The sequence below is a fragment of the Leptotrichia sp. oral taxon 218 genome (genome assembly GCF_018128225.1).
Classification (GTDB): domain Bacteria; phylum Fusobacteriota; class Fusobacteriia; order Fusobacteriales; family Leptotrichiaceae; genus Leptotrichia.
In genome coordinates this window covers 991,095-1,004,891 of the sequence record NZ_CP072377.1, presented here as the reverse complement: position 1 = coordinate 1,004,891, position 13,797 = coordinate 991,095, and the positions used below count along the sequence as shown (strand labels likewise).

Genomic DNA, 13,797 nt, shown 5'->3' with positions numbered 1-13,797 from the left:
AAAAATAAAATTGAGAGTTGTAAAACAAAATATAAAAAAATACTTGCAAAAATATAAAAAGTATGATAGAATTATTTAGTAATATTAAATTAGAAGTAGAAATGTTGTTTCTCACCTTTCCATCATGTATTTTAAAAATTTTGAGATGAGTTAGGTTTATAGTTATTTTTTAAATATATATTTTAATATCAAATTTTTTGATATATGAATTTTAATAACTATTTTGAGCAAGATGTTTCTTATATCTTGTTTTTTATTTGATTAAATTCTAATTTTAAGAAATTTAATAAATTTAGGAGGTGTTCTTTATAAGAGGAACTAATAAATTTGATGAACCTAGAATGAATGAAAGAATCAGAGCAAGGGAAATAAGAGTCATTGGTGATGACGGAGAACAATTTGGAGTTTTGTCTGTTCGTGAGGCTTTGGCAATTGCGGCGGAGAAAGAATTGGATCTAGTTGAAATTTCACCAAATGCAACACCACCTGTTTGTAAAATTATGGATTATGGAAAATTTAAATATGAGAAAACAAAAAAAGAAAAAGAAAATAAGAAAAAGCAAAAAAATATTGTTGTAAAAGAAATTAGAATAAAACCTCATATTGATGAGCATGATAAAGCAACAAAAATTTCTCAAATTAAAAAATTCATTGAAAAAGACCATAAAGTAAAAGTTAGTTTAAGACTTACAGGTAGAGAAAGATTACATGCAGATTCTGCAATCAAAGTGTTGGATGAATTTGCAAGTCATTTTGAGGAACTTGCTGTTGTAGAAAAAAAATATGGAAAAGAACAAGTGCAAAAATTTATTTTATTATCACCAAAAAAATAATAAAATTAAATAAAAGAGCAATTTAATTTTTAAGGAGGAAAAAAAATGCCAAAAATGAAAACACATAAAGGAACAAAAAAAAGAGTAAAAGTTACAGGAAGTGGAAAAATTTCTATTAAACATTCAGGAAAAAGTCATATCTTAACTAAAAAATCTCATAAGAGAAAGAAAAGATTAGGACAAGATGCGATTGTTCCTAAAGGTGCAGAAAGAAAAATCAAAAAAGTTTTAGCTGGACAAGAAGGAAGATAGTTAGTTAAAAAATAATAAGAGATTAAAAATAGGCTGAATTTAAGAAATCAAGGAGGAAAAAAAATGCCAAGAGTAAAAACAGGAATAGTTAGAAGAAAAAGACATAAAAAAGTTTTAAAAGAAGCAAAAGGTTATAGAGGATCAATAAAATCAAATTATAGAAAAGCTAATGAAGCAGTTAAAAAAGCAATGGCTTACGCAACTGAACATAGAAAACAGAAAAAAAGAAAAATGCGTGAATTATGGATTATTAGAATTAATGCCGCTGCCAGATTAAACGGAGTTTCTTATTCAAGATTCATGAACGGGCTTAAAAAAGCTGGTATTGAATTAGATAGAAAAGTTTTAGCTGATTTAGCATTAAACAATCCTGCAGAATTTGCAAAATTGGTAGAAAAAGTTAAATAATAGTTTTAATTTAAAATAAGGGGCATAATTTGCTCCTTTTTCTATATTTAATTTTTATATTTATTAATTAAATAAAATAAAATAAAAAAATAATAACAAAAAAATAAAATTAAGGAGAAAAATGAATAATAATTTTGAATTTGGAATAAAAAAACAGTTGATAACTAAAGAAGAACTTTCAAAAAAAGTAAAAGAACTGGGAGAAAAAATAACTCGTGACTTTAAGAATGAAGATGCTCCGTTAATAGTAATTGGATTGTTAAAAGGGTCAGTGGTATTTATGGCTGATTTGATTAGGGAGATAAAGTTGCCGCTTGAAATTGACTTTATTGAAGCGTCTAGTTATGGCGAAGGAACTCACACTACTAGAGAAGTTAAAATTTTAAAAGATTTGAGAAGTACGATAAGTGGGAAAAATGTGTTAGTCGTGGAAGACATAATTGATTCAGGATTTACATTAAAGAAAATTTTACAAATTTTAGGTAGCAGAAATCCTAAAAAAGTATCACTTTGTACACTTTTAGACAAACCTGAAAGAAGGGAAGTGGAAGTGGAAGTTCAATATGTTGGATTTCAAATTCCGAATGAATTTGTTGTTGGATATGGTTTAGATTTTGATGAAAAATATAGAAATCTTGAATATATTGGAATCGCAGAACCATCAGTTTTTGAATAGTTTATTTTTGAGTATTTTAAAGGAGAAATTTTGAAAAAAATAAAAAAAAATTATAATCATAATCATAATTATAATCATAATCATAATAAAAATTATGTTACTAAAAAAAAATATGGTCAAAACTTTTTAAATGACAGTTCATTATCTGATAAAATTTTAGATATAGCAAGTATTGATAAAAATACAGAAGTCTTGGAAATAGGTCCAGGACTTGGATTTTTGACGAAAAAATTGATAACAAATTCTAAATTTTTGACTTCGTTTGAGATAGATGACGATTTGATTCCAATTTTGAAAAAAAAATTTGGGAAATATGAAAATTTCGATTTGGTTCATAAAGATTTTTTGGAAGTTGATTTATCTGAATTTTTGAGAAATAAGAAAAATGTGAAAGTTGTGGCAAATATCCCTTATTACATAACTTCGCCGATTATAAATAAATTGATTGAATATAGAGAAAATATTTCTGAAATTTATTTAATGGTTCAAAAAGAAGTTGCGGAGAGAATTTCATCTAAGCCACATAGTAAAAATATGAGTTTGCTTACTCATGCAGTGCAGTTTTACGCTGAAGCAGAATATTTATTTACAGTTCCAAAAGAAAAATTTGATCCAATTCCAAAAGTTGATTCAGCTTTTTTAGGAATAAAAATTTTGAAAGATAAAAAATATGAAAGTCAAATTTTAGAAAAAAAATATTTTAAATATTTGAGAGAAGCGTTTTCGAATAAAAGAAAAAGCATTTCTAATAATTTATCGAATTTAGGATTTTCAAAAGATTTTGTAAAAGAATGCTTGAAAAAAGTTGGAAAAACAGAACTAGCTAGAGCAGAAGAATTTTCTGTTCAAGAATTTATTAATTTTATTGAAATTTTGGAAAGTTAGATTTTTTAAAAATTATTAAATATAAAAATGGCTTGGATTAAAGTACTCCGAGCCATTCTCTTTTTTCAAGAACTTCAATGAAAACATCGTGTTCTTTTAATTTTTTCAAAACTTTGTCCATATCATCCAAAAGAAATGAATTTGTAATTATTTTAATTAGTCCTTTTTTATTATCTAAAGTTCTGACATTTCCAAGTCCATCGTATGCTTCCACAATTTTGTTTATAAAGTCAATATTTTCTTTTTTTGTTTGAATAATATATTCACAACTTTTCAAAATTTAAAGATCCTTTCTTCTATTATTTTCTTTTATTTTTCTTTAAAATTTTCTTTTCTTTATTTTTATTATTTTTTTGTTTTATTATTTTTTAAATTTTTTAATTTATATTTTTTAATTTTCAAAAATTTTTATAAAAGTAAAATTTTTAATAATTTTCCAAATATGAATGTTTTCCGTTAGAATCCTTCCATCCCAATATTTTTTCCAAATTGACATTTTGCATTGATTGAACGATTCTTTTTTTTATATCAGGATTAGTTTTTACAAGCTGTGCAATTAATTCTTTTGTTTCACGGCGCTTACTGGAAGTTTTCTCAGCAGCTACTGTGCAACCGCAGTTCATTGGAAGAATTCCATTATTTTTAACCCATTTTATAATTGATTTTTCTTCAACATAAAATAGTGGACGAATTAATTCTATATCGTAGTTATCAGATTTTAACTTTGGTAACATTGTCTCAAATTTTCCCATGTAGAACATGCTCATTAAAGTAGTTTCGATGACATCGTCAAAATGGTGTCCTAGCGCAAGTTTGTTGCAACCAAGCGAAGTGGCTTTTGTGTAAAGACTTCCTCTTCGCATTTTGGCGCACATGTAACATGGATAATCTTTTGCAATTTGTTCAGCAATTTCAAAAATATTGTCATCATAAATTTCACAAGGAATATTTAAATGATTTAAGTTTTTTTTCAAATTTTGTAAATTTATTTCGTTAAAACCAGGATTCATTGAAATAAACACAACTTCAAAATTTGTTTTACTGGCTCTTTTTAACTCTTGAAATAATTTTGAGAGTAAAAGACTGTCTTTTCCACCAGAAACTGCCACAGCAATTTTATCGCCATCTTTTACCATTTCAAACTCTTTTAGTCCACGAATAAATGGCGACCAAAGTTCTGAACGATATTTTTTTTGGATACTTTTTTCGATAATATCAAGTGGCTGAAGTGGAACACTTGGTAAAACTGTTTCACAGACTGCACTCCCAAGTTTTGTCGTTGCTACAGAACTTGTAAAACTAACAGACTTATCTTCATTTTTTAAATCCATTAAATACCTCCTCATTTAAAATTTTTAAAGTTTTAAAATTTACTATTTTTTAAAATCGCCTGTTTGACCATTATTTGCTTTTTCTAATAAGAAATTTACAAGTTCTCTAAAATTTGAATCGCTTATATCATTTATATCTTGTGTACTTACAAATTTTCTTGAAGTTACAAGTGACTGATCTCTAAATGTTGGATTGTCCATTGAGTATAATTTCCCTTGAGCATTTTTTTTATCGTATTGAACTCCGATAACTTTGTTGTTTTTCACTATTAATTTTACAAAAGTCGCATAATTAGTGTCATCTTGCTTTTCAACTGAATAAGTTCCATCTTTTAATTCTGAAAACGCTAGAATGCTTGTAAAAAGCAAAATGAAGAATATTAATTTTTTCATTTTAAACCCTCCTTTAAAATATAAAATATAAAAAATAATTTTAATTATTCTTAAATATATTAAATATATTAACATATTATAACATATTTTAAAAAAAAGGACAAAAAAATTTTATTTCTTATGAAGTTTTTTAATAAAATCCTTGTGTATCAGTTACATAGCCTTGATTGTTGTAAAAGTTCCAGTTTCCGTAAGGTTTGTAGTTTCTTAAAGTTCCTTTTGCTTTTACTTTTCCGTTGCTATAATACTGGGTAAATTCTCCACTTCCATTGGATAATCTTATATCACGCTCTTTTGAGCCATCTCTGTTGAAACCGGTAACTTGGTAAATAACTCCGTTGTTGTAGCTTTCGATTAATCTTTTTGATCCGTTTTCATAGTTCCAAGTCCATTGACCGTTTCTCAAGTTTGAAGCGTAACTTCCTGTCATACGAACTGTTCCATTTGTGTTATATAAAGTCACAGGTCCGTTTAATCTTCCATATTGATAAGTGCTCTCAGCGATTACAGCACCATTTGAAAGTTTTACTTCTTTTCCATTTTTTGAATTATTTACATATTCAACTGAACCTGCAGGTCTTCCAAATTCATCAAAATCGTAAGCAACGCCGTTTAAAACACCGTTTCTATAAGTTTTTATTGATTTTGAATATCCATTTCCATAAAATTCAATTTCTTCTCCGTCTTTATTTCCATTTGTGTAATTTGTAACTTTTAATAAATTTCCATTGTCAAAGTACAAATACATTGCACCGTCTAAAAGTCCATTTTTGTAAGGTCTTATAGTTCTTACTGAACCAATTTCATTGTATTCGATGTAATTTCCTGTGAAAGGCTGTCCAGTTTCTTTTATTGTGGCAGTATTTCCAGAAACATTTACATTTGAAATTGTGCCATAGTATGAAGACATAGCTCTTGCAGAAGCACTTGAATATTCGCTAGTTCTTTTTGCCATGACATTGGTGTTGTAAGCGGCAAATGAGAAACTTCCAAGTGCTAAAAATGAAAGTAAAATAAATATTGATTTCTTAAATTTTAACATTTTTTTCTCCTTTTATTTTTTATTTTTTATTTTTTATTTTATTATCTCTTTTTATTATTTTCTTTATTATTTTAATTAATACATATTTTAATTAATATATTATCCTATAATTTATTATAACAAAAAAAAGTTATAATTAACTTAGAAATTTTTACAAAAACTTAGTTTCTATTCAGAAAGTTTGTAATTATCATCATTATTCTTATTATCATTTTCAAGATTTTTTTTTGAAATAGAATCTTCTTTTTTTAGATTTTTTAAATCCATATAAAGTACATTTAAAAAAATTAAAGTTGCCATTGTAAGTAAAATTAGATTGAATAAACTTGAAAATATAGTTAAAATAAGTTTGAAAATAAATCCTAAACTTAAAATAGAAGTATTTGGAACTATTCCAAAAATAAATTTTATTGGTAAAAATATAAAGTAAAAAAATAAAATTAAAATTATAACTGGTACAAGTAGTCTAATTCGATTTCCTTTACACAAATAAAAATTATATTTTACAGTTTGAATAAAATCTAAATCCCTTAAATAAACTAGATGAACAAAAAATAAGGAATTAAAAAATAAAAACAAAATAAGTAAAATACCAATCATAGAATTATTTACAAAATCCAAAACTACACTGATTCCCATTATATAAAAGTAAACTATAAAACTTTTTTTAATTGTTTTAAAAATTGAAATTTTTTTGTTGCTAATTTCTATAAGACCGCCAACTTTTTGAATACCTACTGAATTTATAATTATTTGCAATAATAATAAAAATATAAGTGTGAAATCACTAATGTTTAATTTCGTACTGTTGATATAAGTTAAAATGATTTGTAGAACTAAATAAGAAACCAAAAAGAATGCAATAAACTTTTTTTCTTTTTTAAAAAGATGTTTAAAAATATCAAAAGAATCGTTAAAATATTCGCTTATTTTAAAATATCTCTTATCTAATTTTTCTTTCAGATTTTCAAAATTCATTTTATTTATCTCCTTTCATATCATATTTAATTTTTAAATATTATACCACACTTTTAAAACTTTTAAAAATATAAATAATATAAATTATAAAAAAAAATAAATTAAAGAAAGAAAGAAGAAAAAAAGAAAAAAATTTTATTTTATAATAAGATAAAAAAAAGTTGAAAAAAAGTTTGGAGTTTGATAAAATGTATAAAATGAAAGTATTATAAAAATAATTCAATAAAAATTTTAGAACAATACTTATTTTATTTTGTTTTAAAAAAATTATAAAATAAAAAATTTACCAAATTTTTAATTAGAAAGGAAAAAATATTTATGGTAGACAGCGATTTAAGACAGCTTCAAAAAGAGCTAAAAGCGTATGCTAAAAGAAACAAAGATTTTAAATACACAGATTCAGCGGTGTATACTTTTTTGCTTACAGGAGTAACTGTTGCAAGTATCAATTCTTATTCGGCAGTGGCAGTAAATGATTCATCACTTGACAACGGAATACATAAAGCAGAAAAGGAAATTAATTATTCCATCACAGCGATGAGAAGTGACTTTAAAAAAGCGAGAAGAGAAAACGAAAAACTTCTAAAAAATTCAAATATGGAACTTATTCAGTTAATGGAACAAGGAGATCATGTGGTAAAATCCCCTTGGAGCAGTTGGCAATATGGAATAAACACTTTCAACAACAACTGGACTGGAAAATATAAGGGTCGTGGCGATAAATTAAAAGAAGAAAAATATAAGAGAAGTAATTCACTTGACAGGTATCAGTATTCTTCAACTTCAAAAAACCTTTACGGAAACACAACAAAACTTTTAATGAAAAGAGAACCAAACGCAGCAATCCCAGTATCAGCTTCATTGACACCAAAAGATCCATTGTTGAAAAATGCAAATTTGGCGTTGGATGTGAAGTTGGGAGCTTTACCGGCGTTTGAGGCTAGAAATGTTAGTGCTCCAGTAACTCCTAATGTTGCTGCACCTAATCCTAATATTAATATTAATTTAGACATTACTTCAGCTTCACGGGGAAGTTCTGAAAGAGTAAGAGCATTTGCTAGTAATGGAAATTCTGTAATGGAAGATGTAGCACTAGATAGTGGAAAGATTACAATTAGAAGAAACGATGATAATTATAGTTATGATGTTCAAAATGTAAAAGTTAATGAAATTAATAAAGTAACTCAATTGGGTATTGTAACAGGAATGCAAAATTTTTCTTATGGAACTTCATATACTAAAGATAATATTATAGCTTCTCCTGGAAATGCCTTTTTTCAAGTAAATGGTGACGGAGAGAGTAATGGAAATTTTCTTCATAAAAATTTTGGAGTTACATTAAATTCGTCAAATATTGATTATTCTGTTAGTAACTTTACTAGTTCAACTACTTATGCTGAACTTGTCCATCAAGATGTGCATGGTGGAATTGGAATGGAAGATGTAAAAAAAGCATTAGATGATTCTAAAATATCATTTGATAAGAATGTTTTTACTGATATTGAAAAAACAAATGCTAATTCATCAAAAGTAGATAAAGATCCTTATTATAATGTTTTTGCTAATACTGGAGATATTACGATAAAAGGTCCAAAAGCAATATTTACACATAGTTATAAACATTCAGATCATAGTGGTGGTGGAACAAGTTTTGAAGCTAATGGTGTTGTTATGAATGCTGGAAATGTAACATTGGAAAAAGATGAAAATATAAAAGAAACTCAACATGCTGTGTTTTTAGTTTCTCCAGATAGTGCGGTAGATCATGGAAATGTCAATAATCAGCATTTTTACAATACTGGTTCAGTAGTTACAAAAACAGATAGTACAGCTATGTTTTTATTTTTACCCTCAAAACATAGACATATAAGTATTACAAATAAAGGAAGTTTAACTACACATGGAAAAAATACAGCAGGAATATTTGTAAATAACGCTAGTGGAGTAGACCTACATCTTAATTTTAGCGACGCAAAAAGTAGTGGAGATCAGGAAAAACTTACTACACACACATACAGTTCAAATAATAGTGATAGTAATAATAATAGAAATAGATATTATAATAAATTGACATCTGAATTCACAGATAAAATTGACGCAAGAAATTCGTCACATCCATTAATTATATATGGAGAATCAAGTGCAGGATTGTATTTACCAAAAAAAGGTTCTTTTGTAACAGGACAATTTGCAGTTGATGTTCAAACTAATGGCAATGCTAATGATAATAATGGTTCAGCAGGAATTTATTCAGCTTCAGATATAGATTTACAAGGACATTATATAAAATTAGGTGGAAGTAATAATGTTGGAGTATATCCTGTAGGCTCTGATGGAAAACCGACTATTGTTTATTTGGGAACAGGTAGTATAGAAATTAAAGGAGAAAATAATACTGGGATTGTAGTAAAAGATAAACAAGGGCGTGTGTATTCTGAGAGTGAAATGGTTTTGAATGATGGAAGTAATAATTCTGCTATTTATGCGCAAGGGCATACAGATGATAATGATGTAGAAGTAAAAAGTATTGAAACAGAAACTGATCCACAAAAAGATAGTATTTTTATTTATACAGCTGAAGGAGCAAAAGTAAAGACAAATGATACAACAGGTGGTCTTAAAATAAAAGGTAAAATTAGCAGTGGAAATCCTGTTTATGACATAACAACAAAAACACTTACTAAAAATGTTGGAGGTGTATATGCAAAAACTGGAAGTGAAGTAGATATTAGACAAACATCAACTAATACTTTTGGACATGGTACTGGCGAATATAACATTGATATAACGGGAGCAAGGGCAAAAGATAAGGCAGGAAAAGATACACAAGTATATGCTGGGTTTGGGTTATTTTCTGATGGTTCAACTATAAAAGCTAATTATAACAAAATTAAAGCTACTGATACAGGAGTAGCAGCAGCTTCAATAAATAATGGTTCTATAGTTTTAGATAATGGAGAAGTAAATTACAGTGGTTCAGGTTATGCTCTTTATACTAATAATGGTGGTACAATAAGTTTACAAAATGGAACTTTGGTATTAAATGGTAATGCAATAGGATATGTTAGAGATGTAAATGGAAGTAATTCTGTAAATTTAACAGGAACTACAATTGATGTGCAATCTGATAATGTAATAGTTGCAGATTTAAAAAATTCAACAGGTTCACCAATTACATTAAATGTAGCAAATATGACTTCTCCTAACACTTTAAAAGAACAGTTGCTTGGAACACCTGCACCAAGTTTTACACCAACAAGTAGTAATTATAAATATAAATATGCTGTAGTTGATGGTGGTATTATAAATATAACAGGAGATATTGATAAATCAGATTCGACAGTTGGTTCAGATAGTGAAGTATTTACAAAAAGATTGCTTTATCAAAATTCATTAATAAATGTTGCAGCACCATTAAAAGCAGAACTTGACACAGCTCAATTAAATTCAATTGATAAATCACTAACAGTTCCTGTAGGAATTGCAATAAGTGCCAGTGAAAATTCTAAGACTAACAATATGACAGGAATTAACAATAGCAGTACAGTAAGTGTTGATAGAACAGATGGAACAGATAAAGGTGGAATTGGACTTTATGCTGATTTTGCAAATGTAAAAGGAATTGTAAATACAGGAACGGTGAATGTGGAAAAAGGAACAGTAAATGGAGCAAATTCAGATGCGATTGGAATTTATGCAACAAATAGTACACCTGTAACAAATAGCGGAGCAGTAAATGTTGGCGGAGAAAAATCAATAGGAATTTTAGGTCTTTCATACAGAATTGATCCAGCAACTGGAAATCCTGTAGATCCTTCAACTGAACCATATTATTTAGCAGGAAAAAATGGAATTGTAAATGTTAAAAATGCTCAGGGTGGAGTAGTTACAATGGACAATGACGCAGCAATTGGAATTTATGTGAAAAATAATAGCACAGGTCTCACTGACGCAAGAACTTTAGCTGACATAAATGCTGTAAATAATGGAACAATTGTGATGAATGGAAGTAATAATGCAATTGGAATGGGTGCGGATAACGGAACTTTGTTAAATGATACGGACGGAATTATTAATGTAAATGGAACAAAGTCAGCTGGAATGTTTGCAACAAATAAATCAAAATTGACTAATGCTGGAACGATTAATGTGGCAGATACTTCACAAGGAAATGAATCAATTGGAATGTATACAGATGATGTAAATACTCCGATAACTACGAGTGGTACAATTAATGTTGGAAAAAGTTCATATGGAATTTATGGGAAAAATGTAAATATGACTGGCGGTGTGATAAATGTCGGAGATAACGGAGTTGGAATTTATTCAAAAGGGGCCTATGCTTTATCTCCAAGCGTTAATTTAACTTCAGGTACGATAAATGTTGGAAATAACAACGCTGTTGGAGTCTATATTGAAGATGGCGCTACATCTTTGACGGATGTCTATGGAAATGTGAATATGACAGTTGGAGCAAATGATTCATTTGGATATTTGATCACGGCGAAAAACGCTCCTGTAAATCTTGTGACAGCGCCATTAACTACCGCAACTGTGGGAGAAAATTCGGTATATATTTATTCGGCAGCACCGTTTACACAAGGTGGATTAATTGAAAATCATACAGATATAACTACGACTGCTAATAATGGCTACGCAATTTATTCTGCACAGAATGTTGACAATTATGGAACTATTGACTTGACAACAAATTCAGGGATTGGAAATGTTGGAATTTATTCATTTGACGGAGCGACTGCTACGAATAGACAAAGTGGTGTGATAAATGTCGGTTCAACTAGTCTTGGAGCAGATAAATATGGAATTGGAATGGCGACAGGATATTATAATAAAACTTCTGGAAATATTTCAAGACAGGGAAATATTGTAAATGAAGGTACAATTAATGTGACAAAAGATGGAAGTATTGGAATGTATGCGGTTGGAAGCGGTTCAAAAGCGATAAATGCTGCAACTGGTGTAATTAACTTAAGCGGAAATAATACGGTTGGAATGTATATTGACCAAAATGCGCAAGGAATCAACTATGGAACAATTCAGACAACTCCAACAGCAAATGGTAAAGGAATTAAAGGGGTTGTCGTAGTAAACGGCGGAACTATTAAAAACTACGGTACGATAAATATTCAAGGTTCGAATAATATGGGAGTTTACTCAGATAATTCAAGCGTAGTTTCAACAGATGCAATAGATACAGATGTCAGTGGAACTAAAGGGAAAAATAGTTCTACAAGAACAGTTGTTCATGGAACGGCAACGGATGTGAAAAATGAAGGAAGCGTGTCGATAAAAACACCACCTGCTTCAGATCCACACAGAGTTACATTAACTGGAATAAATCCAAATGCGATAGCAGTTGTGACAACAGATGCAGCTGCACCTAGTGCAAAACAAGTTCAAATTACAGACAATACATTTAGAACATTGGATTTGTCAACTATTGGAGATAGTTCTTTAGCTGAAGCGTCTAGCCTTGGAATGTATGTTGATACATCTGGAATAAATATAACAAATCCGATTCAAGGACTTGAAAATTTAAAAGGTCTTACTGATATAAATCTGCTTATTGGAACTGAAGCTGCAAATTATACTGGAGCTAAAGCTATAGAAATCCAGGAAAATTTGATAGATCCGTACAATAAAGCATTAAAACAAGTTGTTACAACTGGAACTACTTTAAATGTAAATTCGGCAAGTTTAACTTGGCTTGCGCAACCTGTAAAATCTAAAAAAACAGGATTAATTGACAGATTGTATTTGGTAAAAGTTCCTTACACTGATTTTGCAAGTAGTGATGATCCTGATACATATAATTTCTTAGATGGTTTGGAACAAAGATATGGAGTTGAAGCTGATGGAAGGGAAAAACTTCTGTTTAATAAATTAAATGGTATTGGAAAAGGTGAACCCCATATATTTGCTCAAGCTGTAAATGAAATGAAAGGTTACGAGTATTCAAATACTCAGCAGAGAATTTATGAAACTGGAGGATTGCTGGACAAAGAGTTTAATTATTTGCACAATGACTGGCGAAATCCATCTAAACAAAATAATAAGATAAAAGTGTTTGGACAAAGAGATGAATATAATACAGATACTGCTGGAGTAATTGATTATACAAATAATGCTTATGGAGTGGCTTATGTTCACGAAGATGAAGCAGTTAGACTTGGAAATAGCATTGGATGGTATGCTGGAGCGATAAACAACCATTTTAAATTTAAAGATTTGGGTGGATCAAGAGAAGATCAGACTATGTTGAAAGCTGGATTGTTTAAATCAATGTCACCAGATGATAACGGAAGTTTAAAATTGACAGTTGCGGGAGATGTATTTGCGGCAAGAAATGAAATGAAGCGTAAATTCTGGATAGTTGACGACACTTTTGAAGCAAAATCTAATTATTATTCGTATGGAGCGGCATTAAAAGCAGATTTGGGATATGATATAAGATTAACACAAAGAATGCATTTAAGACCGTATGGAGCATTAAAACTGGAATACGGAAGATTTGATGGAATTAAAGAAAATACAGGTCAAGTTAGATTAGAAGTGGCCGGAAATGATTATTATTCAATAAAACCGGAAATTGGAGCAGAATTCAAGTACATTCAGCCAATAGCTCAAAGAGCTCAACTTTCAGTAGGTTTATCAGCTGCATATGAAAATGAATTAGGTAAAATAAATAAATTAAATCAAGCAAGAGTGAGATATACAAATGCTAATTGGTACAACTTGAGAAATGAAAAAGAAGATAGACACGGAAACGGAAAATTTGACTTAAATATAGGTTTGGACAATACAAGATTAGGTTTAACAGTAAATGCAGGATATGACACAAAAGGAAAAAATATTAGAGGTGGAATAGGATTTAGAGCAATTTACTAGTTTTTTCTAATTAAAAATAAAAATCATACTTTTTTAAAATTATTATTTAATTTATAAAATAAAGTATGATTTTTTTTTGAAAAAAAATTT

At 28.7% G+C, this 13,797-nt stretch carries 11 protein-coding genes; 6 read left to right on the top strand and 5 right to left on the bottom strand.

The features are described from left to right. Positions 1-299: 299 nt before the first annotated feature. The 5 genes from infC (at position 300) to rsmA (ending at position 3,054) form a co-directional block, all read left to right on the top strand. Positions 300-833 carry a translation initiation factor IF-3 gene (infC, locus tag J5A73_RS04680; protein WP_249069413.1) on the top strand — a complete coding sequence of 178 codons (534 nt, stop codon included), beginning with the start codon at positions 300-302 and terminating at the stop codon, positions 831-833. A gap of 45 nt (positions 834-878) precedes the next feature. Beyond that, positions 879-1,085, top strand: a complete 207-nt coding sequence (rpmI, locus tag J5A73_RS04675) for a 50S ribosomal protein L35 (protein WP_094080515.1) — start codon at positions 879-881, stop codon at positions 1,083-1,085. Between the two features lie 63 nt (positions 1,086-1,148). Next, positions 1,149-1,493, top strand: coding sequence for a 50S ribosomal protein L20 (gene rplT, locus J5A73_RS04670; RefSeq protein ID WP_211617077.1), 345 nt, complete (start codon positions 1,149-1,151; stop codon positions 1,491-1,493). A 121-nt stretch (positions 1,494-1,614) separates the two neighbouring features. Then, positions 1,615-2,169, top strand: coding sequence for a hypoxanthine phosphoribosyltransferase (gene hpt / locus J5A73_RS04665; protein ID WP_211617075.1), 555 nt, complete (start codon positions 1,615-1,617; stop codon positions 2,167-2,169). Between the two features lie 39 nt (positions 2,170-2,208). Further along, complete coding sequence (rsmA, locus tag J5A73_RS04660) at positions 2,209-3,054, top strand: 16S rRNA (adenine(1518)-N(6)/adenine(1519)-N(6))-dimethyltransferase RsmA (protein ID WP_371813424.1); 846 nt, start codon at positions 2,209-2,211, stop codon at positions 3,052-3,054. A gap of 37 nt (positions 3,055-3,091) precedes the next feature. Here the strand turns inward: rsmA and J5A73_RS04655 are convergent, their stop codons facing one another. The 5 genes from J5A73_RS04655 to J5A73_RS04635 all read right to left on the bottom strand — a co-directional run bounded on the left by J5A73_RS04655 (position 3,092) and on the right by J5A73_RS04635 (position 6,798). After that, on the bottom strand, positions 3,092-3,334 hold the full coding sequence (locus tag J5A73_RS04655; RefSeq protein ID WP_211617306.1) for a DUF4911 domain-containing protein: 243 nt from the start codon (positions 3,332-3,334) through the stop codon (positions 3,092-3,094). 145 nt (positions 3,335-3,479) lie between these two features. Beyond that, positions 3,480-4,385, bottom strand: coding sequence for an ATP-binding protein (locus tag J5A73_RS04650; RefSeq protein WP_211617071.1), 906 nt, complete (start codon positions 4,383-4,385; stop codon positions 3,480-3,482). A 42-nt stretch (positions 4,386-4,427) separates the two neighbouring features. Then, positions 4,428-4,778 (bottom strand): pheromone cAD1 o protein, encoded by a 351-nt coding sequence (locus tag J5A73_RS04645; RefSeq protein WP_211617069.1) that lies wholly within the window; start codon positions 4,776-4,778, stop codon positions 4,428-4,430. Between the two features lie 130 nt (positions 4,779-4,908). Continuing rightward, positions 4,909-5,820, bottom strand: a complete 912-nt coding sequence (locus tag J5A73_RS04640) for a toxin-antitoxin system YwqK family antitoxin (RefSeq protein ID WP_211617067.1) — start codon at positions 5,818-5,820, stop codon at positions 4,909-4,911. Between the two features lie 168 nt (positions 5,821-5,988). After that, positions 5,989-6,798: a hypothetical protein gene (locus J5A73_RS04635; protein WP_211617065.1), complete on the bottom strand. Its 810-nt coding sequence runs from the start codon at positions 6,796-6,798 to the stop codon at positions 5,989-5,991. 318 nt (positions 6,799-7,116) lie between these two features. Between J5A73_RS04635 and J5A73_RS04630 the strand changes: the two genes are divergently transcribed. Then, a complete protein-coding gene (locus J5A73_RS04630) occupies positions 7,117-13,707 on the top strand; it encodes an autotransporter-associated N-terminal domain-containing protein (RefSeq protein ID WP_211617063.1) in 6,591 nt (2,196 codons plus the stop codon). The last annotated feature ends 90 nt before the right edge of the window (positions 13,708-13,797 follow it).